Origin of the sequence: Microbacterium sp., assembly GCF_047602155.1 — a bacterium.
Taxonomy (GTDB): Bacteria; Actinomycetota; Actinomycetes; order Actinomycetales; family Microbacteriaceae; genus Microbacterium.
The window spans coordinates 1,211,757-1,232,994 of sequence record NZ_JASGHZ010000001.1; the positions used below are offsets into that span (position 1 = coordinate 1,211,757).

Annotated in this window: 16 protein-coding genes and 2 pseudogenes; 13 read left to right on the forward strand and 5 right to left on the reverse strand. The window is 71.1% G+C overall.

Annotation, left to right across the window (positions count from 1 at the left end):
* Nucleotides 1–120: 120 nt before the first annotated feature.
* Nucleotides 121–1,347, reverse strand: a complete 1,227-nt coding sequence (locus QM720_RS05790; RefSeq protein ID WP_415125194.1) for an MFS transporter — start codon at nucleotides 1,345–1,347, stop codon at nucleotides 121–123.
* Nucleotides 1,348–1,404: 57 nt separating this feature from the next.
* Between QM720_RS05790 and QM720_RS05795 the strand changes: the two are divergent.
* From QM720_RS05795 to mnhG, 7 genes and pseudogenes are all read left to right on the forward strand, one after another.
* A pseudogene (locus QM720_RS05795) lies at nucleotides 1,405–2,439 on the forward strand (LacI family DNA-binding transcriptional regulator); the annotation flags it as partial.
* A 242-nt stretch (nucleotides 2,440–2,681) separates the two neighbouring features.
* Nucleotides 2,682–5,656 (forward strand): annotated as a pseudogene (locus tag QM720_RS05800) (Na+/H+ antiporter subunit A).
* Nucleotides 5,653–6,198, forward strand: coding sequence for a Na(+)/H(+) antiporter subunit C (locus QM720_RS05805; RefSeq protein WP_415125195.1), 546 nt, complete (start codon nucleotides 5,653–5,655; stop codon nucleotides 6,196–6,198). Before QM720_RS05800 ends, QM720_RS05805 begins: the two are co-directional and overlap by 4 nt.
* On the forward strand, nucleotides 6,195–7,760 hold the full coding sequence (locus tag QM720_RS05810; protein ID WP_415125196.1) for a Na+/H+ antiporter subunit D: 1,566 nt from the start codon (nucleotides 6,195–6,197) through the stop codon (nucleotides 7,758–7,760). Before QM720_RS05805 ends, QM720_RS05810 begins: the two co-directional genes overlap by 4 nt.
* Nucleotides 7,757–8,320, forward strand: coding sequence for a Na+/H+ antiporter subunit E (locus QM720_RS05815; protein WP_415125197.1), 564 nt, complete (start codon nucleotides 7,757–7,759; stop codon nucleotides 8,318–8,320). The genes QM720_RS05810 and QM720_RS05815 overlap by 4 nt, the downstream gene beginning before the upstream one ends.
* On the forward strand, nucleotides 8,317–8,640 hold the full coding sequence (locus QM720_RS05820) for a monovalent cation/H+ antiporter complex subunit F (protein WP_415125198.1): 324 nt from the start codon (nucleotides 8,317–8,319) through the stop codon (nucleotides 8,638–8,640). The genes QM720_RS05815 and QM720_RS05820 overlap by 4 nt, the downstream gene beginning before the upstream one ends.
* Nucleotides 8,637–8,981 (forward strand): monovalent cation/H(+) antiporter subunit G, encoded by a 345-nt coding sequence (gene mnhG / locus QM720_RS05825; protein ID WP_415125199.1) that lies wholly within the window; start codon nucleotides 8,637–8,639, stop codon nucleotides 8,979–8,981. Before QM720_RS05820 ends, mnhG begins: the two co-directional genes overlap by 4 nt.
* Before the next feature lie 574 nt (nucleotides 8,982–9,555).
* Here mnhG and QM720_RS05830 read toward each other — a convergent pair.
* Nucleotides 9,556–12,246: a penicillin acylase family protein gene (locus QM720_RS05830; protein ID WP_415125200.1), complete on the reverse strand. Its 2,691-nt coding sequence runs from the start codon at nucleotides 12,244–12,246 to the stop codon at nucleotides 9,556–9,558.
* 203 nt (nucleotides 12,247–12,449) lie between these two features.
* On the opposite strand from QM720_RS05830, the gene QM720_RS05835 reads away from it, so the two are divergent.
* Nucleotides 12,450–12,827: a hypothetical protein gene (locus tag QM720_RS05835; RefSeq protein ID WP_415125201.1), complete on the forward strand. Its 378-nt coding sequence runs from the start codon at nucleotides 12,450–12,452 to the stop codon at nucleotides 12,825–12,827.
* 137 nt (nucleotides 12,828–12,964) lie between these two features.
* On the opposite strand, the gene argG is transcribed toward QM720_RS05835, so the two are convergent.
* A complete protein-coding gene (gene argG, locus QM720_RS05840; RefSeq protein WP_415125202.1) occupies nucleotides 12,965–14,407 on the reverse strand; it encodes an argininosuccinate synthase in 1,443 nt (480 codons plus the stop codon).
* Between the two features lie 77 nt (nucleotides 14,408–14,484).
* Here argG and QM720_RS05845 point away from each other — a divergent pair, with 77 nt between their 5' ends.
* Nucleotides 14,485–15,684, forward strand: a complete 1,200-nt coding sequence (locus QM720_RS05845) for a cytochrome P450 (RefSeq protein ID WP_415125203.1) — start codon at nucleotides 14,485–14,487, stop codon at nucleotides 15,682–15,684.
* Nucleotides 15,685–15,922: 238 nt separating this feature from the next.
* Here QM720_RS05845 and QM720_RS05850 read toward each other — a convergent pair whose 3' ends face one another.
* Nucleotides 15,923–16,621: a Pr6Pr family membrane protein gene (locus QM720_RS05850; RefSeq protein WP_415125204.1), complete on the reverse strand. Its 699-nt coding sequence runs from the start codon at nucleotides 16,619–16,621 to the stop codon at nucleotides 15,923–15,925.
* A gap of 112 nt (nucleotides 16,622–16,733) precedes the next feature.
* On the opposite strand from QM720_RS05850, the gene QM720_RS05855 reads away from it, so the two are divergent.
* The 3 genes from QM720_RS05855 (at nucleotide 16,734) to QM720_RS05865 (ending at nucleotide 19,616) form a co-directional block, all read left to right on the forward strand.
* Nucleotides 16,734–17,198, forward strand: a complete 465-nt coding sequence (locus QM720_RS05855) for a (deoxy)nucleoside triphosphate pyrophosphohydrolase (RefSeq protein ID WP_415125205.1) — start codon at nucleotides 16,734–16,736, stop codon at nucleotides 17,196–17,198.
* Nucleotides 17,199–17,201: 3 nt separating this feature from the next.
* Nucleotides 17,202–18,488: an adenylosuccinate synthase gene (locus QM720_RS05860; protein WP_415125206.1), complete on the forward strand. Its 1,287-nt coding sequence runs from the start codon at nucleotides 17,202–17,204 to the stop codon at nucleotides 18,486–18,488.
* A 72-nt stretch (nucleotides 18,489–18,560) separates the two neighbouring features.
* Nucleotides 18,561–19,616 carry a lactonase family protein gene (locus QM720_RS05865; protein ID WP_415125207.1) on the forward strand — a complete coding sequence of 352 codons (1,056 nt, stop codon included), beginning with the start codon at nucleotides 18,561–18,563 and terminating at the stop codon, nucleotides 19,614–19,616.
* Between the two features lie 9 nt (nucleotides 19,617–19,625).
* Here QM720_RS05865 and QM720_RS05870 read toward each other — a convergent pair whose 3' ends face one another.
* Nucleotides 19,626–20,810, reverse strand: coding sequence for an AI-2E family transporter (locus tag QM720_RS05870; protein WP_415125208.1), 1,185 nt, complete (start codon nucleotides 20,808–20,810; stop codon nucleotides 19,626–19,628).
* Between the two features lie 118 nt (nucleotides 20,811–20,928).
* Here QM720_RS05870 and QM720_RS05875 point away from each other — a divergent pair, with 118 nt between their 5' ends.
* Nucleotides 20,929–21,228, forward strand: coding sequence for a chorismate mutase (locus tag QM720_RS05875; protein WP_415125209.1), 300 nt, complete (start codon nucleotides 20,929–20,931; stop codon nucleotides 21,226–21,228).
* The last annotated feature ends 10 nt before the right edge of the window (nucleotides 21,229–21,238 follow it).

Consider the following 21,238-nt stretch of genomic DNA (forward strand, 5'->3'; position numbering starts at 1 on the left):
TTCATCCGGCGCAAGTCGTGGTCAAGGCGCGGGATAGCCGTGATTCGCGACGGATGAAGGCGGGGGCGGGGGAGCAGGATGCCGGCATCCCACGGTGCGCCGGCGCCGAGGGGCGAGGGGTCAGTGGTGGCCGGCGCCGACCTTCGAGCCGGCGATGGGCTTCGCGGCGCCCGAGGCGAAGCCGCTCATGACGATGAGGGCGACGATGATCCAGAGGGTGGGCAGGATGCCGATCTGGTGGCTGATCCAGCCCAGCACGGGCGGGCCGCACAGAAACGCGACATAGCCGATGGTGGCGGCGGCCGACACCGAGGCGGCGGCCTTCGCGGGGTCGTCGGCGGCGGCCGACATCCCGAGGGGGAAGCCGAGCGAGGCGCCCAGGCCCCACAGCGCGACGCCGATGAAGGCGACCGGCAGGTTCGGCGCGAGGATGAAGGTCACGAGGCCCGCCGCCGCCATGACGGCGAGGATGCGGAGGGTCCAGACGCGGCCGATCCAGTCGACGGCGGGCCCGCCCAGGGCGCGGAAGGTCGTCATCGCGATCGAGAACACGGTGAGGAAGATCGCGCCGGTCGCCTCGGACAGGTTGTGCCCGTCGACGGCGGCGATCGCCAGCCAGTCGCTGGCGCTGCCCTCGGCGAAGGCCATGCCGAGGATGATGGCGCCGATCGCGTAGGTGCGCGGATCGCGCCAGACCGCGAGGGCGGCGTGCAGGCGTTCGCCGCGGGTCGCGGGCGTCGCGTCGCCGCCGTCGGCGAGCGTCCGCGCGGGGAAGTACCGCAGCGCGAAGACGGCGATCGCCAACCAGACGAGCGCGACCGCACCCAGGTGCCACGTCACCCGGACCCCCCATGCGACGATCCCGACGCCGATGGCTGCGCCGACGACGGTGCCGAAGCTGAAGAACGCGTGGAACAGCGGCATGAGCGTCTTGCCGAACGACTGCTCGACGGCGGCGGCCTCGACGTTCATCATGACGTCGGTCGACCCGATCGCCATGCCGGTCAGGGCGAGGCCCGCGACGGCGAGCGGGTAGGACAGGAGCGCATCGACACCCAGTGCGACGATCATCAGTCCCGCCCCCATGGCCACGACGGTGCCCGACAGGCCGCGCTTGGCGCCCCAGTGCGTCACGATGTAGTTGGCGAGCATGACGCCGGTGAGCGAGCCCGCTCCCATCGCGAACAGCAGGATGCCGACCTGGAAGTCGTCGATGCCCAGGTTCACCTTGACGGCCGGAAGACGCGCGGCCCACGACGCGAACACGATGCCGCACATGAAGAAGAGCGTGAAGACGGCGGTGCGCCAGTGGACGAGTTGCGGACGCGTCGGGGCGGTGGTGGTCACCGGAGAAGTCTAGCGAATCGATTCGATCGAACGGCCCGGCCGGGCTAGCATCGAAAGGTGTCGAACCGTCGCGCCACCATCGCCGATGTCGCCCGCAGGGCGGGCGTCTCGCCGTCGACGGCGTCGGTGGTCTACAGCGGCAAGTCGCCGGTGTCGGCCGCGACCCGCGTCAAGGTGCTCGAAGCCGCCGCCGTGCTCGGCTACGTCGGCCCCGACCCCCGCGCCGCCTCGCTGCGCCGCGGCCGCAGCGGAATCGTCGCCGTCGTGGTGGGCTCGACCCTGAACTCCATCTTCCTCGACCCCGTGCAGCGGCTCCTGATGGACGGCCTCGCCGACGCCGTCGCCCCGTTCGGCGCGGGCCTGCTGCTCGTGTCGCGCGAGAGCGACATCGCGAACGCCCCGACGCTGCAGACGGCGTCGATCGACGCGGCAGTGCTCCTGGGCTGCGACGGCCGCCTGCTCGACACGCTGCCCGCCGTGCAGGCCCGCGGCATCCCGATCGTCGTCATCGAGGGCGACGCCGGCGACGGCATCCCCCGCATCCTGCTCGACAACCGCGAGGCGCAGCGCCGTGCGGCCGAGCATCTGCGCGACCTCGGGCACTCCGACGTCGCGATCGTCACGCTGTGGCAGGATGCCGGGGGTCCGCGCGGCTGGATCCCCGCCGGCGCCGACCCCGCCGTCGACGTCACGCGCGAGCGGCTGGAGGGTGCCCGCGACGTCTTCCCGGATGCCCCGGCCATCGCGACCGCCGAGAGCTCGATCGACGAGGGGCTCGCCGCCGGTCGCGCGCTGTTCGCCGACCCGCGCACCCGGCCGACGGCCGTCATCGCGCAGAGCGATCTGCTCGCCGCCGGCGTCATCCGCGCCGCGGAGGAGGCGGACCTGCGCGTCCCCGACGACGTCAGCGTCACCGGCTTCGACGGCGTGCCCGTCGACGGGCTGGCGCCCTACGAGCTGACGACCCTCGTGCAGGATGCCGCCGGCAAGGGCCGCGCCGCCGGCACGGCGATCGTGACGATGCTCGACGGCCGCGCACCGGCCTCGGTGGTGCTGACGTGCGAGTTCCGGCGGGGCAACACGACGGCGCCCCCGCGCATCCCCCCGCCCCCGCGTGACCCCCCGCCCCCGCCCCCGCGTCCGCCCCGCCCCGTTACGCGCTCACCCCCGCGTGAGAAACCACTTCCTGCTCGAGAAACCACTGCAGATGTGGTTTCTCACGCGCGAAGTGGTTTCTCACGGGCCGGACGGGGGCCGGACGGGGCGGGGCGGGGCGGCGGGGGCGCTGCCCGGTAGACTGGGGTGACCGACCCCCGAACAGCCAGGAGGCCAGTGTGCTCGCTCTCCTGGCCGCGTTCGCGATACTGCCGCTGGCGTTGCCGTGGCTCGTGAAGCGGATCGGGGCGCGGGCCTTCTTCGTCGCGGCGCTGCTGCCGATCGCCGCGTTCGCGCACGCCGCCGCCGAGGCTCCCGCCGTGCTGGCGGGGAACACGCCGACCGAGTCGTACGCGTGGATCCCGCAACTGGGCATCGCGCTGTCGATGCGCATGGACACCCTCGGCTGGATCCTGGCGCTCGTCGTCACCGGCGTCGGTGCGCTCGTCATGATCTACTGCCGGTGGTACTTCGCCGGCAAGAAGGACGGCGTGGGCCTGTTCAGCGCCGTGCTGCTGGCGTTCGCCGGCGCGATGTACGGGCTGGTGCTGACCGACGACCTCATCGTGCTCGTGATGTTCTGGGAGATCACGAGCATCCTGTCGTACCTGCTCATCGGCTTCTCCCACGCGCGCGGCGCGAGCCGCCGGGCCGCGCTGCAGGCGCTGCTCGTGACGACGCTCGGCGGGCTCGTCATGTTCGTCGGCGCCGTGATCCTCGTGGTGGATGCCGGGACCAGCAGCCTCTCCGGCATCCTCGCCGAATATGCCGCTGGCGGCATGAACAGCGATTCCGCGCTGGTCGACACCGCCATCGTGCTGCTGCTCGTGGGCGCGCTCAGCAAGTCGGCGATCTTCCCGTTCCACTTCTGGCTGCCCGGCGCCATGGCCGCCCCGACACCGGTGAGCGCGTACCTGCACGCCGCGGCGATGGTGAAGGCGGGCATCTACCTCATCGCGCGCTGCGCGCCGGCGTTCGCGATCGCCGGGCCCTGGCGGCCGATCGTGATCTCGCTCGGCATCTTCACGATGCTGCTCGGTGGCGTGCAGGCGCTGCGCGAGTCGGACCTCAAGCGCATCCTCGCGTTCGGCACGGTGAGCCAGCTCGGCATGCTGACGGCCGTGCTCGGCTTCGGCACGCGCGACCTTGCGCTCGCGGGGCTCGCGCTGCTGCTGAGCCACGCCCTGTTCAAGTCGGCGCTGTTCCTTGTCGTCGGCGTCATCGACCGTCAGCTGGGCACGCGCGACATCGGCGAGCTGTCGGGGGTCGGGCGGCAGGCGCCGACCCTCGCGACGTTCTCGATCGTCGCCGTCGCCTCGATGGTCGGCGTCATCCCGACGATCGGGTTCGTCGCGAAGGAGGGCGTGCTGGCGGCGGTCCTGGATGCCGCCACCGAGCCCGCAGCGGCAGTCTGGGCGCTCGTCGCGCTCGTCGGCATCGTGCTGGGCTCGGTCCTCACGGCGGCCTACGGCATCCGCTTCGTCTGGGGCGCGTTCTGGACGAAGCGCACTGCCGACGGGGAGCCGGGGCCGGCGACGGCCTGGCCCGACCCGCCGGTCGGATTCCTCGCCGCGCCCGTCCTGCTCGCCGGCCTCACGATCGCCGGGGGCATCGCCGCGCCCTGGCTCGACACGGCGCTGGCGGGCTACGCCGACACCGCCCCGGCGGCATCCGGCACAGACCACGCCGCCCACCTCGCGCTGTGGCACGGGTTCGAGCCGGCGCTGTTCCTCTCGCTCGGGTCGATCGCGGCCGGGTTCGCGCTGTGCGTGCTCGTCGTGCGCACCGGGTGGCGCGGCCGCGCGCTGCGCTTCACCGCCGTCGACGTCTACAACGGCACGCTGCGCGCCCTCGCGCGCCTCGCGGTCTGGACGACGACCTTCACGCAGCGCGGATCGCTGCCGGTGTACGTCGGCACGATCTTCGTCGTGTTCGTCGCGGCCGAGGGCACGGCGCTGATCGCGCCGCTGGTGAACGGGGTGAACGGGGCGGACGGCGGCGGATGGTCCCTGTCGCTCGACGCCTGGCAGACGCCGATGCAGGTCGTGGCGGCGCCGATCATGATCCTCGCCGGCATCGTCGCCGTGCGCGCGCAGAAGCGCTACACCGGCGTCGTGCTCGTCTCGGTCACCGGCCTCGGCATGGTCGTGCTCTTCGCCACGAGCGGTGCCCCCGACCTGGCGCTCACGCAGATCCTCGTCGAGACCGTCACGCTCGTCGCGTTCACGCTCGTGCTGCGCCGCATCCCGGCGCGGATGGGTGAGCACAACGCATCCGTCGCGCCCGTCGCGCGCGCCGTGCTGGCCGTCGCGGTCGGCGCGACGATGGCGATCGTCGCGATGGTCGCCACCGGCGCGCGGGTGAGGGACCCATCTCGGTGAGCTTCCCCGAGCTCGCCTACGAGCTCGGGCACGGCAAGAACGTCGTCAACGTCGCCCTCGTCGACCTGCGCGGCTGGGACACGATGGGCGAGCTGTCGGTGCTCATCCTCGCCGCGACCGGCGTCGCATCCCTCGTGTTCGTGACGCACCGCTCCGACCTGCTCTCGCGGGCCATCGCGCCCCTGCCGACGGCCGCGATCCGCACCCGCCGTCCCCTCGTCGAGACCGACGAGGGTCCACGCCCCCGCGCCGTCGCGCCGGGAAGCACGCGCCAGGCGTGGCTCGTCGGCGGGCAGAAGGTGGATCCCGCGAACCGGTCGATCATGCTCGAGGTGATCGTCCGCATCCTCTTCCACACGATCATCGTCGTGTCGATCTACCTGCTCTTCGCCGGGCACAACCTGCCCGGCGGCGGGTTCGCCGGGGGTCTCGTGGCGGGCATGGCGCTCGTCATGCGGTACATCGCGGGCGGTCGGTACGAGCTGGGCGCGGCGGCCCCGACGGATGCCGGGCGGCTCCTCGGCGCCGGCATGGCGCTCGCCGTCGCGTGCGCGGTCGTGCCGCTGGTCTTCGGCGCGGCGCCGCTGACGAGCTCCTTCTGGGAGGCCGAGATCCCCGTCATCGGCCACCTCGAATTCGTCACCTCCACCCTCTTCGACGTCGGCGTCTACCTCGTCGTCATCGGACTCGTGCTCGACGTGCTGCGCTCGCTCGGCGGCGAGGTCGACCGGCAGACGCAGGAGCTGCGCGACCGGGGGGTGCACGTCCCGTGAACGTGTCCGTCGTGCTGATCGTCGTCATGGCCGTGCTCTTCGCCGCCGGCGTCTACGCGATGCTCGAGCGGTCGCTGACCCGCGTGCTCATCGGATTCCTGCTGCTCGGCAACGCGGCGAACCTCTTCCTGCTGGTCGTCATGGGCCGGCCCGGGCTCGCGCCCTTCTTCGGGGTGGCCGAGCCCGACCAGATGAGCGACCCGCTGCCGCAGGCGCTCACGCTCACCGCCATCGTCATCACGTTCGCCGTGTCGGCGTTCCTCCTCGCCCTCATCTACCGCTCGTGGCAGCTCGGCCAGGCCGACACGGTGCACGACGACGAGGAAGACCTCGCCGTGCGCGGCCGCGGTGCGGCCGACGAGGACGAGCTCGACGACGAGATCACTCCGGAAGACGACGACGCCACGACCGACTTCATCGGCACCGAGACGGCCCCGATCACCGTGCTGCACCACCGCGACGTCGACGGCATCCGCGACGACGCTCCCGTCGACCGGATGACGGATGCCGGCACCGCCCGCGACGGAGGGGATGCCCGATGAGCGCGCTCGTGCCGCTGCTCGTGACGCTGCCGCTGCTCGGCGCCGCCGTCGCGCTCATCTTCGGCCGCCGCCGCCGGGTGCAGGTCGGTGTCTCGGTCGTCACCCTCACGCTCGTCGCCGTCATCGCCGCCGCGCTGCTGGCGGCCGTCGACGCGTCGCACCACGCCTTCGCGGTATCGGTGGGCGGGTGGCCGATCCCCTTCGGCATCGTGCTGTACGTCGACCGGCTCGCGGCGCTCCTGGTCGTCGTGTCGTCGATCGTGCTGCTCGCGGTGCTGCTCTTCTCGGTCGGCCAGGGCGCCGCCGACGGCGACGACGACACCCCCGTCACGATCTTCCACCCGTCGTACCTGATCCTCGCGGCGGGCATCTTCACCGCGTTCATCGCGGGCGACCTGTTCAACCTCTACGTCGGGTTCGAGATCCTGCTCGTCGCCTCGTACGTGCTCATCACCCTCGGCTCGACCGAGAACCGCATCCGCACCGGCGTCGTCTACATCGTCGTGTCGCTCGTGTCGTCGATCCTGTTCCTCGTGGCGATCGCGGCGATCTACGGGGCGCTGGGCACCGTCAACATCGCACAGCTGTCGCAGCGGATGACCGAGCTGCCGCAGCAGACCCAGCTCGTGCTGCACCTCATGCTGCTGCTCGCGTTCAGCATCAAGGCGGCCGTCTTCCCGCTGTCGTTCTGGCTGCCCGACTCGTACCCGACGGCGCCCGCCCCCGTCACGGCGGTGTTCGCGGGCCTGCTGACCAAGGTCGGCGTGTACGCCATGATCCGCACCGAGACGCAGATCTTCCGGGACAACGACCTCAACACCCTGCTGCTCGTGGTGGCGCTCGCGACGATGATCGTCGGCATCCTCGGCGCGGTCGCACAGGCCGAGCTCAAACGCATCCTGTCGTTCACCCTCGTCAGCCACGTCGGCTTTCTCGTGTTCGGGCTGGCGATCGCGACCCCGCTCGCGCTCGGCGCGACGATCTACTACATGGTCCACCACATCGTCGTGCAGACGACGCTGTTCCTCGCCGTGGGACTCGTCGAGCGCCGCGCCGGGTCGACGTCGGTGCTGCGCGTGAAGGGGCTCATGAAGGCGGCGCCGGTGATCGCCGTGCTGTACTTCATCCCGGCGGTGAACCTCGGCGGCCTGCCGCCGTTCTCGGGCTTCATCGGCAAGTTCGCGCTGTTCAACGCGGCCGCCGAGGTCGGCACGCCGCTCATGTACGCGCTGATCGGCGGCGGCATCGTGACGTCGCTGCTGACCCTCTACACGCTCATGCGCGCGTGGAACCTGGCCTTCTGGCGCGAGGAGGAGGACCACGGCGAGGACCCCGCGTTCGCCGAGCGCATCGCCTACCTCGACGGCGCCCCGGCCGCCGGGGAACAGGGCGGGAGGCGCCGCATCCCGCGCATCATGACCGCCACGACCGCCGGCATGGTCGGCGTCACCGTCGCGCTGACGGTGTTCGCCGGCCCGCTGTACAGCCTGTGCGCGACGATCGGCGAGGCCCTCACCGAGCCCGTGACGCTCGTGCAGCTGCAGGAGGGGGCGGACCAATGAGCGCCGGATCCGTGCTCGCGTCGCTGTGGCGGCAACTGCCGTTCTTCATCTGGCTCGTCGCCCTGTGGATGCTGCTGTGGGGCCAGTTCACCGTGCTGTCGCTGGTGACCGGCGTCGTCGTCGCGGTGTTCGTGACCCGCGTGTTCCGGCTGCCTCCGGTCGAACTGTCGGGGCGCGTCGACCCGTGGTGGGGCGTCGTGTTCGTCGCGGAGTTCCTCGTGGCGCTCGTGCGCGGTTCGCTCACCGTCGCGTGGCAGGTGCTCACGCCCGGGCAGCCCGGGGCCGCGATCATCGGGGTGCCGCTCGTGACCGACGACGACCTCATCATGACGCACGTCGCGGTGACGGCATCCCTCATCCCCGGCTCGCTCATCGTCGACATCGATCGCGACCGCCGCATCCTGTACCTGCACGTCATCGGCGTGCGTGGGGAGGCGGATGTCCAGCGGCAGCGGGCCGACGTGCAGCACTGGGAGGAACGGATCGTGCGCGCCGTGGGATCGCGAGCGCAGGTGGCGGCGGTGCGGGCCGCTGCGTCCGGTTCGGAGGGGTCGTCGTGACGGTGCTGATCGTCCTCATCTTCCTCGCGTTCGCGGTCGCCGCGCTGCTGACGGTGTGGCGGATCATCCGCGGACCCTCGATCCTCGACCGCGCCGTCGCCGCCGACGTACTGCTGACCCTCGTGCTGTGCGTGCTGGGCGCCGAGATGGCGATCAACCACCACACCCGCACGCTCCCCCTGCTGCTGATCGTCGCGGCCGTCGGGGTGTTCGGCTCGATCTCGGTCGCGCGTTTCGTCGCGCGCCGCGATCAGCCGGCGCCGCCCGAGCAGGGCTCCGCGGGGGGTTCTGACGCGGCTCGGGAAGGAGGCCGGCGATGACCGACGTGATCGTGCTCGTGCTGATCCTGATCGGGGCGCTGCTGTGCCTGACGGCATCCATCGGCCTGCTGCGCTTCCGCGACGTGCCGACGCGCCTGCACGCGGCGACCAAGCCGCAGGTGCTCGGGCTCATCATCGTCTGCGCCGCGATCGCCCTGGCACTGGGGTCGTGGCAGGTGACGACGTTCCTCGTGCCGGTCATCCTCATCCAGCTCGCGACCGCGCCGCTGTCGGCGCACATGGTCGGGCGGCAGGCCTACCGCAACGGCACCCTCGACGAGGATTCGCTGCTCGTCGACGAGCTCGCCCGCGACAAGCGCGAGACGGATGCCGCGGGCTGAGCCCCCGCCCGTCGCTCGCCCGTCGCTCGCCCGCCGCGCTTCCCCGTCGCTCGCCTGTCGCGCTTCCCCGTCGCGCTGTCGTTTTCTGCACGCGCTGTCGAAACCTGCACGCGCTGTCGAAACCTGCACGCGCTGCTGAACTTTCGACAGCGCGTGCAGGTTTCGACAGCGCGAGCGCGCGATGGATGCCGCGAGCCGAAGCCCGACGGGATGTCATGACCGGCGGGTGGGCGACAGCGTGTGGGTGGCGGCATCCACCCACACGCGAGAACGCACGTGCGAGACCGACTCCGGCGGCGAGCTGATCCGGCTCGCCGCCGCCGACACCCGCCCGACTCTCGCTCGTCCGGCATCCCGTCGCGCTCCCCCGTCGCGCTTCCCTGTCGCGCTTCCCTGTCGCGCTGTCGTTTTCTGCACGCGCTGCTGAACTTTCGATAGCGCGTGCAGGTTTCGACAGCGCGAGCAAGGGATGCCGTCGCCCGCGCCGGACGCGAGCCCGAGCCGTCGGCCGAGCCCGCGCCGAACCCGCGCCGAGCCCGCGCCCGCGGCGAACGCGGAACCGCGGGCGGTCGACTCAGGACGCCGGGGTCAGGATGAGCGTGTCGGTCGCGGCGTCCTTCACCTTGTCCAGGGTGAACAGCCAGCGCGTGTGCTGCAGGTGCTGCCAGTCGTCGACCTGATCGAGGTAGTTCGGGTGGAACGCGTGGCCGCTCGTGCCGGTGAGGTGGTTCCAGCGCGACGCGTCGAAGTCGGAGAGGTCGACGGTCATCCGCATCGACGGCACCGTCTGCGTCGCGAACGACCCGGAGCCCACGTACCACCCCGTCGCGTCGACGACGGCCGAGCCGCCGCCGACCGCGAACGGCCCGCGGTTGAACAGCGCCTCGATCGGTGCGATGCCGCTTTCGCCGAACGTCGAGTTCGTGAGCGTGATGGCGTGCAGCGAACCCCAGTTCCAGGCATCCGGGTTGTCGCTCTGCAGCCCCACGAGCCGGGTGTACGCGTCGGTCGCGGCCCGTTCCAGCATCGCGCGCTGGCCGGCCACGTCGAGCTGCGAGTTCGTCCACCACGGCGACGCCGGGTCGTCCAGCAGGTCGTCGACGACGACGAACAGGCGCGCCTGATCCGACAGCGGCGCCGGGTCGGCGCGGCGTGAGAACAGATCCTGCGCGAGCTCGTCCCACAGCACGTTGGCGTACGCGGCCGCCGCCGAGTCGGGGCTGTTCTGCGCGTCCCAGCTGTCGAACAGGTCGAGCGCGCGCTGCACGCCGGCATCGTCGACGGTGATGTCGGCGTAGACGCCCGCGAGGCGCTTGCCCATCCAGAACTGCTGGTCGCGCTGGATCGCGGCCATGTCGTCGGCGGTCACCTTGCCCTTCGCGATGGCACGCTGCAGCAGGTCGGTGATGCGCGCGGCGCGGAATCCGTAGTCGAAGTCCGACCCGAGGAAATACGGGTACGTCTCGTCGACCAGGCGATTGTTCGCCGTGACGATGTACCCGGATGCCGGGTTGTACGACACCGGCAGCTCCTCGAACGGGATGTACCCCGTCCAGTCGTAGGCCGGATCCCAGCCGGGCTGCGGCATGGTGCCGTCGCCGGCCCCGCGGATTGGGAGCTTCCCGGGCGCCTGATACCCGATGTTGCCCTGCGTGTCGGCGTAGATGAGGTTCTGCGCCGGCACGTCGAACAGGGATGCCGCCGCGCGGAAGTCGGCGAAGTCGTGCGCCGTGTTCAGCGCGAAGATCGCGGCCGCGGTGCTGCCGGCATCCAGCGCGGTCCACCGCAGCGACACGGCGTACTCGCCCGACGAGTCGGAGCCGCCCGCACCGCCCCCGGCGTCGTCCGGTCGCGCAGCCTCGTCTTTCGACCCGACGTACGGATCGTCGGCGATCGCCGTGAAGTCGCCGGTCAGGCCCGAGACGATCGGGCCGTGCACCGTCGAACGCACCTCGATCGTCACGTCGTCGCCGCCGGCGACGTGGAACGTCTCGGTGCGGGTCTGAAGCGGCACGAGCTCGCCGTCGCGCCAGTACGAGTCGCCGTCGACCTTCTCGATGTACAGGTCGGTGACGTCGGCGGTGAGGTTCGTGAAGCCCCACGCGATGTCGGCGTTGTGCCCGATGATGACCCCGGGCACGCCGGAGAACCCGAACCCGGCGACGTCGAACGGGCAGGCGCTGCCGACGGTGCGGCAGCGCAGACCGACCTGGTGCCACACGCTCGGCAGCGCCGCGCCCAGGTGCGGGTCGTTCGACAGCAGCGGCAGCCCGCTCTCGGTGAGGCTGCCCGAGACGACCCACGAGTTCGAGCCGATGCCCTCGCCCACGCCGCCGAGCAACGCCGACGCGGCTTCGACGACGCTGCCCACCTCGGTCCAGGCGATGGATGCCGAGGCCTCCGGTGCGGGTGCGTCACCGGCATCCGTCCGGTACGAGGTGGTGACCGCCGACGAGGGGGCAGGGGCATCCGTCGTGAGCTGCGGCACGATGACGGGGTTCAGGTCGTACGGGTAGGCGGGATAGAGCTCGGCGATCTGCGCGGGCGTGAGGGTCTGGGCGAGGAGGGCGCGCTCGGTCTCCTCCTCGACGTTGCTGCGCAGATCCCACGCCATCGCCTTCAGCCACGCGACCGAGTCGGCCGCCGTCCACGGCTCGATCTCATAGCCGGGGTTCTGCAGCCCGAGGATCGCGTACTCCAACGAGACCGCCGCGCCCTGGTGGTCGGCGAGGTACGCGTTGACGCCCTCGGCGTAGTCGTCGTAGTAGCTGCGGGTGACGGGGTCGAGCGCGGCGACCTCCTCCTCGGCGACGCGGCGCCAGCCGAGCGTGCGCAGGAACTCGTCGGTCGGCAGCTGGCTCGCGCCGAACAGCTCGGACAGGCGCCCGCTCGTGACGTGGCGGCGGAAGTCCATCTCCCAGAAGCGGTCCTGCGCGTGCACGTAGCCCTGCGCGTAGAACAGGTCGTGCGTCGAGTCGGCGACGATCGTCGGGATGCCCTGCACGTCGCGATAGACCGTCACGTCGTCGCCGAGGCCGGCGACGGCGATCGTGCCGTCGAGCTGCGGGAACGAGCGCTGGATGGTGAAGACCACGACACCGGCGAGGACGAGGGCGACGGCCGTCAGGCCCGCGACGACCGAGAACGCGATGATGCCGATGCGGCGGCCGAGCGAACGCCGGGGCTTGGCGTGCTTCTCGCCCGGGATCTGGTCGCCGGGCTCGGCCGGGGTGGCGGGGTCGTGATCGTATGCGGTGTCGGACATCGTCGTCGGAACGCTTTCGCGGGGGCGTCGGCTTCGCGGCGGTCGGAGGACCGGCTTCGGCCCCATGCCCCCAGTAGCTGAGACCGCTCTCGCATCGTAACGCGTGGCCGCGGCGGCGGCCGAATCTCTATTCTCCCCGGGGTGAGACGCCCGACGCGGATGTGCGCGTGCGACACTGGTGCCAGCCGGAGGGATGAGAGCGCATGGTGACGCAGGTATCGGTGTTCCCGCCCGGCTGGGTCGCAACGCCCGACCGGCAGCGGCCGCCGCTGAACGACGAACGGCTGTCCCCCGACGAGGCGGCGCGCGTGGGCGCCTACCTCCAGGCCGGGGCCGTCGTCATGCACACGACCGCCCGCGGCGTCGATGTGCTCAACCACGACGAACCGGTCGTGCCGTTGACGATCCGCACCGACGGCGAGTACGTCTGGACCGGACCCGTCACCTACTACGTCGCGACCTACGGCGTCGCTCCGGATGCCGGCTTCCTCGACTACCTGCGCGCCCGCGACTACGCGCCCCGCATCCCGACGGATGCCGAGATCGAGGCCGCCGCCGCCGTCTTCGCCCCGCCGCGCTGAGTCTGAGTTAGAGGTTCTCCCGGTCGTTGAGCGACGAGCGCAGCGAGGAGACGAAACGCGGTTCTCGTCTGATCACGTCGTTTCGTCTCGCTCCCCTCGCTCAACGACCGATTGGAGTCGGGTCGCGCTGAGCCGCGTCAGTCGGCGCCGAAGTCGAACGACGCCGACTCGCCAGCGGCATCCACGGCCTCGGCGAGCTCTTCGCGCGAGGCATCGTAGGGCTGGGCGTGCTCGATGATCTCCGACGCCGCGCCCGCCGACAGCTGCCCGACGAGTTCGGCGGTCGCCCCGCCGAGCAGGCCCAGCCCGGCGTAGTGCTCCAGGCGCGCACGCGAGTCGGCGATGTCGAGGTTGCGCATCGTGAGCTGGCCGATGCGGTCGGTCGGGCCGAAGGCGGCGTCGCCGACGCGCTCCATCGACAGCTTCTCGGGCGCGTACGACAGGTTCGGCGAGACGGTGTCGAGGATCGTGTAGTCCTCGCCGCGGCGCAGCCGCAGCGTGACGGTGCCGCTGATCGCCGACCCCACCCAGCGCTGGATCGACTCGCGCAGCATGAACGACTGCGGCTCGAGCCAGCGCCCCTCGTACATCAGGCGCCCGAGGCGCCGGCCCTGCTCATGGTAGGTGGCGAGGGTGTCTTCGTTCAGGATGCCGTTGACCAGCCGCTCGTACGCGATGAACAGCAGCGCCATCCCGGGCGCCTCGTACACGCCGCGGCTCTTGGCCTCGATGATGCGGTTCTCGATCTGGTCGCTCATGCCCAGGCCGTGGCGTCCGCCGATGGCGTTCGCCTCGCGGACGAGGGCGACGGCATCCGGGAACGAGGTGCCGTTCAGGGCGACCGGGCGCCCCGCCTCGAACGTGATCGACACGTCTTCCGTGGCGATCTCGACGGCCGGATCCCAGAAGCGCACCCCCATGATCGGGTCGACGATCTCCAGGGACACGTCGAGGTGCTCCAGGGTCTTGGCCTCGTGCGTCGCGCCCCAGATGTTGGCATCCGTCGAATACGCCTTCTCGACCGAGTCGCGATACGGGAAGTCGTGCGCGACGAGCCACTCGCTCATCTCCTTGCGCCCGCCCAGCTCGGTGACGAAGTCGGCGTCGAGCCACGGCTTGTAGATGCGCAGCGCCGGGTTGGCGAGCAGGCCATACCGGTAGAACCGCTCGATGTCGTTGCCCTTGTAGGTCGAGCCGTCGCCCCAGATGTCGACGCCGTCCTCCTTCATCGCCCGCACGAGCAGGGTGCCGGTGACGGCGCGTCCGATCGGCGTTGTGTTGAAGTAGGTGCGGCCCGCGCTGCGGATGTGGAACGCGCCGCACGAGAGCGCGACGAGGCCCTCTTCGACCATGAGCGGCTTGCAGTCGACCAGGCGCGACGCCTCGGCGCCGTACTGCAGCGCACGGCCCGGGATCGAGGCGATGTCGTCCTCGTCGTACTGGCCCAGGTCGCCGGTGTAGGTGTAGGGCACGGCGCCCTTGTCGCGCATCCACGCGACCGCGACCGAGGTGTCGAGCCCCCCGGAGAAGGCGATGCCGACGCGCTCGCCGACGGGCAGGGACTGGAGGACCTTCGACATGCGTTCAATCCTATCCAGGGGCGGATGCCGGCTCCCGCGCCGCCGGTCGGAGGCGGCATCCGCGGTAGGGTCGCGCTATGACGGTCCCCTACCTCGACCTCGCCGACACCGCGTTCGACGTCACCTCGACCCAGGTGCACGACGCGCAGGATGCCTCGTGGTACGCCGAGACCCCGTACGGCTGGGCGATCCTGCGGTACGAGGAGGGCACGGCGCTGCTGAAAGACCGCCGCTTCCGGCAGGGGAGTGCGCAGTGGCCCGATCAGAACGGCATCCACGACGGGCCGTGGCGGCAGTGGTGGCAGGAGACGCTGCTGAGCCTGGAGGGCGACGACCACCTGCGGCTGCGGAAGCTCCTCGGGCCGGCGTTTCGCAACAAGACGATCGAGGCGATGCGGCCGCGGTTCCAGGCGCTGGCGAACGACCTCATCGACGGGTTCGGTGCCCCGGATGCCGATGGCTTCGCGCGCGTCGAGTTCGTCTCGCAGTTCGCCGAGCCCTACGCCTCGCGGGTGCTCTGCTACCTGCTGGGGCTGCCCGACGAGCAGTGGCCGCAGATCGCGCACTGGGCCGACGACCTCGGGAAGTCCTTCGGCATCCGGGTGCGCGACGACCTGCCCCGCATCGAGGCGGCGCTGGAGGGGCTGACCGGCTACATCGAAGAGGTCATCGCCGATCGGCAGCGGCATCCTCAGGACGACCTCGTCACGACGCTCATCCAGGCGCACGAGGCGGGCGACGCGCTCTCGCGGCGCGAGCTGTCGGTCGCGCTCGTGTTCCTCGCGTTCGCGGGCATGGAGACGACCCGCAACCAGCTGGGCCTCGCGCTGCAGACGCTGCTCGCCCGTCCCGACCAGTGGGCGCTGCTGGCGGAGCGACCGGAACTCGGCGCCCGCGCCGTGGAGGAGGTCATGCGCGTCAACCCCACCGTGACCTGGGTGACGCGCGAGGCCATCGAAGACGTCGACCTCAACGGCCTGCGGGTGCCGGCCGGCGGCATCGTGCAGGTGCTGTCGCACGCGATGGGCACCGACCCGCGTGCGATGGCCGCGCACGTGGAGCTCGACATCACGTACGACGACCGCCCGCTGCACAGCGGCTTCGGCGGCGGCGTGCACCACTGCCTGGGCCACTTCGTCGCCCGCACCGACATGTCCGTCGCGCTGCCCCTGCTCGCGCAGCGGATGCCGGGCGCCGAGCCCGACGGCCCGGGCGAGTGGCTGCCCGTCTCGGGCAACACGGGCCCGGTGCGGTTCCCGATCCGCTACCGGGTCTGACCCGCCCCGCCCCGCCGTCCCTCCCGCCCCGCCGTCCCGCCCCGGCCCACCACCGCGAAACCTCACATATGTCCGCAAATCTCACCGAAACGGCCCGAAAAGCCGACATATGCGAGGTCTCGCGAAACCTCACAGATGTCCGCAAAACACCGCGGAAACGGGTCTGAAAGCGGACATTTGCGAGGTTTCGCGGGAGAGGGGAGGGTGGCCGACGGGGGCGATGGGGCGGGGGATGCCGCTACTGCGGCGCGCGGCGCTCGCGCCAGCGGCCGATGCCGATGACGGCCGTGCCGATCACGAGGAAGCCGGCGCAGATCGCGCCGATGTAGAGGAATGCCGAGCCGTACCCGCCCGGGCCGTGCGGGTCGAGGAACGGGTACGGATACCACCACGGCGCCGAGCCGTCGGGGTTCGCGACGAGCTCGCCGCGAACCATCGTGTACGCCGTCCACAGCAGCGGATAGCCGACGAGCACGGAGAGCGTCCACCACGGCAGCCCGCGGCGGCGCGGCGCGAGCAGCAGGTCGAGCACGAAGTACACGGGGAGCACGACGTGCAGCACCTCGACGGCGTAGGTGTCGAGCAGCGCGATGCCGGGTGAGTCGGCGAGGGCCTCCGCCGACGGCATCCCGCGCAGCAGCGCGTTGTAGACGACGCCGAGCAGGAGCACCGGGCCGGTGACGGCGGCCAGCGCGAGGGCGAGGGCGAACGGTTCGCGCGGGGCATCCGCATGCCGCAGACCCCAGCTCGCGCCCCAGGCGAGCACCGCGGCGCCGAGGATCGCGGAGATGATCGTGAAGAAGCTGAAATAGTCGGCGAGCACGAGTCCGAGGCTCTGCCCCTGCCGCACCGCGCGGTCGACGTTGACGACGAACCCGGCGGCGACCCCCGAGAGCGCGACGGCGGCCGCCGTCAGGCGCAACCAACTCCAGCGCATCGCGCTCCCTTCGTCGTGGCTTCGATTGTCCTCCGCGGCGCGGCGCGCCGGTGTCGGCAGTTTGGGGGACAGGCGGGGTCGAGTCGGCGGCGCGTGCGGCATCATCGGTGGGATGAGACGGATCGACGTGGTGGGTGCCGTGCTCGTCGGCGACGACGGACGGGTGCTGGCCGCGCAGCGCGGGCCCGGCAGGGCACTCGCCGGCAGCTGGGAGTTCCCCGGCGGCAAGATCGAACCCGGCGAAGACCCGAGCGCGGCGCTGCGCCGCGAGCTGATCGAAGAGCTCGGCTGCGTCGTCGCCGTCGGCGGCCTCGTCACCACCACGATCCACGAGTACGACTTCGGCATCGTGACGCTCACGACGTACTACTGCACGCTCGTGTCCGGGACGCCGCGGGCGACCGAGCACTCCCGGCTGCGATGGATGCCGGCATCCGCCCTCCCGACCCTCGACTGGGCGCCGGCGGACCTGCCCGCGGTGGCGTGCGTCGTCGCCCGTGCCGACGGATGCCGGCATCCGTCGCCCGCAACCCCGCCCGATAGACTGGGGGCTCACCGTCCGATAGCGGGGGAGTAGCCCATGCCAGGCATCGTGATCGTCGGCGTCCAGTGGGGAGACGAGGGCAAGGGCAAGGCCACCGACCTCCTCGGTGAGCGCACCGACTGGGTGGTCAAGTTCAACGGCGGCAACAACGCCGGCCACACGGTCGTGATCGGCGACGAGAAGTACGCCCTGCACCTGCTGCCCAGCGGCATCCTCTCGCCGGGTGTCAACGCCGTCATCGGCAACGGCGTCGTCGTCGACCTCGAGGTGCTGTTCGCCGAGCTGTCGGCGCTCAACGCGCGCGGCGTCGACACATCGCGCCTGAAGGTCAGCGCCAACGCGCACGTCATCACGCAGTACCACCGCACGCTCGACAAGGTCACCGAGCGTTTCCTCGGCAAGCGCATGATCGGCACGACCGGGCGCGGCATCGGGCCGACGTACGCCGACAAGATCAACCGCGTCGGCATCCGGATCCAGGATCTGTTCGACGAGAACATCCTGCGCCAGAAGGTCGAGGGCGCTCTCGACCAGAAGAACCACCTGCTCGTCAAGGTCTTCAACCGGCGCGCGATCACGGTCGACGAGGTCGTCGAGGATCTGCTGTCGTACGCCGACCGGCTGCGGCCCATGGTCTGCGACACCGGTCTGCTGCTGAACAACGCCTTGGATGCCGGCGATGTCGTCGTCTTCGAGGGCGGCCAGGCGACCATGCTCGACGTCGACCACGGCACGTACCCGTTCGTCACGTCGTCGTCGGCGACGGCGGGCGGCGCCTCGACCGGAGCGGGTGTCGGGCCGAACCGGCTCGACCGGATCGTCGGCATCGTCAAGGCGTACACGACCCGGGTGGGGTCGGGGCCGTTCCCGACCGAGCTGTTCGACGAGCAGGGCGAGTGGCTGCGCACGCGCGGGTTCGAGTTCGGCACGACGACGGGCCGGCCGCGTCGCGTCGGCTGGTACGACGCTCCGATCACGCGGTACGCGACGCGCATCAACGGCATCACCGACCTCGTGATGACCAAGCTCGACATCCTCACGGGCCTCGAGCAGATCCCGGTGTGCGTCGCCTACGACGTCGACGGGCGGCGATTCGAGGAGGTGCCGGTCAATCAGACCGACTTCCACCATGCCATTCCGATTCTGGAATACTTCCCCGGCTGGTCGGAGGACATCTCCGGCGTCCGCCGCTTCGAAGACCTGCCGCAGGCCGCGCAGGACTACGTCCTCGCGCTCGAGGCCATGAGCGGCACCCGCATCTCGGTCATCGGCGTGGGTCCCGCGCGCGACGGCGTCATCGTGCGGCACGACCTCGTCGACTGATGCGCGGGCGTTGCGCACGGCGGCGCGGAGCGCGCGGAGTGCGACCGAGTCGACACGCGTGAGGAGACACTGATGCGCATCTTCCTGGGCGGGTACACCGCCGACATGGGCGGAACCGCCACGGGCATCGGCGTGCTGCACGCGGGCGCGCTCGACGAGACGTCGGCGGGGGGTGCGCTGTCGCTGCGCGAGCCGGCGGTCGTGACCGACTCGCCGTCGTGGATCGCCGGGCACCCCACGCTGCCGGTGCTGTACGCCGCGCTCGAAGCGCGCCAGGTCGTGCAGGCGTTCCGTCGCACCGGCGAACAGACCCTCGTGCCGCTCGGCGCGCCGGTCGAGGCCGGAGAGGCCGTCTGCCACGTCGCCGTCTCGCCCGACGGGCGCGCGCTGATCGCCTCGTGCTGGGGCGACGGCCGGGTCGTCCGCATGACCCTGGATGCCGCCGGGGCGCCGTCGTCGTCGTCGCTCGCCCCCGCCGCCACCGACCCGTATGCCCTTTCGGGCATGGATGCCGCCGAGCCCCGCCCGTCGCGCGCGCACCAGGCGCGGTTCCTTCCCGGCGGCGGCCTGATCACGACCGACCTGGGGCTCGATCAGGTGCGGATCTGGGCGCCGGGTGGCGTGTCGCACGAAGCCGGGCGGGTGGTGCTGCCGCTCGGGTCCGGGCCGCGGCACACGCTCTGGCATCCCTCCGGCCACCTCTACGTCGTCACGGAACTGTCGTGCGAACTGTTCGCGCTGGCACCCGACCCCTCGGGCTCCGGGGCGTGGCGGCTCGTCGGCGGCACGCCGCTGGCGCCCGGCACCGTTCCCGGCGTCGACGCCGCGGCCGAGATCGCGCTGTCGCGCGACGGCCGCTTCGTCTACGCCGGCATCCGCGGCTCGAACACGATCGCCGTCGTCGAGGTGCGCGGTACCGGCGCCGAGCTGCGCCCGGTGGCCCTCGTCGAATCCGGCGTCGACTGGCCGCGGCACCACGTCGTCGTGCGCGACGAGCTGCTCGTCGCCGGGCAGCTGTCGAACGAGGTCGCCGGTCTCACGCTCGACGAGCGCACCGGCATCCCCGGTCGCGCCCGCCGTCGCGTCGAGGCGCCGAGCCCGACCCAGTTGCTGCCCGACCGCGCCTGAGACGCACGCTCAGACGAGCGAGTCCTGCCGGGGGATGAAGATCTTCTTGACGATGAGCAGGATCGACGCCGTCACGGGGATCGCCACGAGCGCGCCGAGCAGACCCATCAGGGTGCCGCCGACGAGGGCGCCGATCACGACCAGCGAACCCGGCACCGAGATGGCCTTGTTCATGACCCGCGGCGTCAGCACGTATGCCTCCAGCTGCATGTACACGAGGTAGGAGGCCGCGAAGATCAGCGCCATGAGCGGGTTGGAGAACAGCGCCACCACCGATCCGATGCCCCAGAACAGCACGGTGCCGACGAGCGGGATGATCGTGATGACGAAGGCGACGACGGCCAGCAGCGCCGGGAACGGCAGTTGCAGCACCGTGTACAGGATGAACGTCACGAGCGCGTTGAAGAACGCCAGCACGACCATGCCGCCGAGGTATCCGCCGACCGAGTCGGTGATCTGCTCGGTGAGGTCGGCGGTCAGCTCGCGGCCCCGGGCCGGCACCATCCGGTAGAACGCCTGCTTGATCTCGGGCAGCGTGGCCAGGAAGTACAGGCTCAGCACGATGACGATGACGAGGCCCGACAGCGTCGTCCCGATCGATATGCCGACCTTCAGCACCCCGCCGCCGATCGCGGCGATGTTGCTCGGATCGGTGAAGAACTTCTGCACCTCGGCGAGGATGACCGGCACCTGCGCGCCGAACTGATCGTGCAGCCACGCGTACAGGTCCGTGGTCTGGAAGTTGGAGATGAGGTCGGGGAGGTCGTTGATGAACTGGGCGATCTGCTTGACCACCGTGGGCACGATCAGCCAGATCACGGCCGCGATGATCACGAAGAACGCGAAGAAGACGATCACGATCGCCCACGCGCGCTTCGTGCCGCGCTTTTCCAGGCGCAGCACCAGCGGGTTCAGGCCGAGCGCGATGAACAGCGCGAACGCGATGTAGACCCAGATCGTGGCCAGGCTGCTGATCGCCGTGCCGAGCGCGATCGCCGCGAGCGCGCCCAGCGCGAGGAAGAACCCCGCGACGAACGGGCGGTTGACGTTCGCCCAGACCTGTGGCCCGCTGCGCGCGCCCGCCGGGGCGACGGATGCCGGCGCCACCTCGGTCGTCCCTGCCGACGGTGCGCCGGAGGTGCGACGCCGCGCGCGTCGGGGGAAGGTCCGCCTGCCGGTTTCGTCATTGGTCATGCTGACACTCTACGGCCCGGCTCCCCCGCGACGCGGGGTGACGACGCGGGAAATCGCCCGGATGACGCGGCGGGCACCGGCAGAACCGATAGGGTCGGCACAGACGGAGGGAGCCGCCATGACCGACGCCACCGAGCGATTGACCGCCCTGCGCGCCAGCATCGACAACATCGACGCCGCGCTGATCTTCATGCTCGCCGAGCGCTTCCGCTGCACGCAGCAGGTCGGGGTGCTCAAGGCCCAGCATCGGATGCCGGCATCCGACCCCGCGCGCGAAGAGCAGCAGATCGCCCGCCTGCGCAGCCTCGCCGTCGAGGCCGACCTCGACCCGGAGTTCGCGCAGAAGTGGTTCGGCTTCGTCGTCGCCGAGGTGATCCGCCACCACACCGCCCAGCAGGAGGGCGCCGCCGCCGACTGAGCCTGCAGGG

Excerpts from the sequence above, each read along its gene's own strand:
- QM720_RS05810 (WP_415125196.1), top strand. The coding sequence starts at position 6,195 with ATGAGCGCGCTCGTGCCGCTGCTCGTGACGCTGCCGCTGCTCGGCGCC.
- QM720_RS05815 (WP_415125197.1), top strand. The coding sequence starts at position 7,757 with ATGAGCGCCGGATCCGTGCTCGCGTCGCTGTGGCGGCAACTGCCGTTC.
- mnhG (WP_415125199.1), top strand. The coding sequence starts at position 8,637 with ATGACCGACGTGATCGTGCTCGTGCTGATCCTGATCGGGGCGCTGCTG.
- QM720_RS05830 (WP_415125200.1), bottom strand. The coding sequence starts at position 12,246 with ATGTCCGACACCGCATACGATCACGACCCCGCCACCCCGGCCGAGCCC.
- QM720_RS05835 (WP_415125201.1), top strand. The coding sequence starts at position 12,450 with ATGGTGACGCAGGTATCGGTGTTCCCGCCCGGCTGGGTCGCAACGCCC.
- argG (WP_415125202.1), bottom strand. The coding sequence starts at position 14,407 with ATGTCGAAGGTCCTCCAGTCCCTGCCCGTCGGCGAGCGCGTCGGCATC.
- QM720_RS05845 (WP_415125203.1), top strand. The coding sequence starts at position 14,485 with ATGACGGTCCCCTACCTCGACCTCGCCGACACCGCGTTCGACGTCACC.
- QM720_RS05850 (WP_415125204.1), bottom strand. The coding sequence starts at position 16,621 with ATGCGCTGGAGTTGGTTGCGCCTGACGGCGGCCGCCGTCGCGCTCTCG.
- QM720_RS05855 (WP_415125205.1), top strand. The coding sequence starts at position 16,734 with ATGAGACGGATCGACGTGGTGGGTGCCGTGCTCGTCGGCGACGACGGA.
- QM720_RS05860 (WP_415125206.1), top strand. The coding sequence starts at position 17,202 with ATGCCAGGCATCGTGATCGTCGGCGTCCAGTGGGGAGACGAGGGCAAG.
- QM720_RS05865 (WP_415125207.1), top strand. The coding sequence starts at position 18,561 with ATGCGCATCTTCCTGGGCGGGTACACCGCCGACATGGGCGGAACCGCC.
- QM720_RS05870 (WP_415125208.1), bottom strand. The coding sequence starts at position 20,810 with ATGACCAATGACGAAACCGGCAGGCGGACCTTCCCCCGACGCGCGCGG.
- QM720_RS05875 (WP_415125209.1), top strand. The coding sequence starts at position 20,929 with ATGACCGACGCCACCGAGCGATTGACCGCCCTGCGCGCCAGCATCGAC.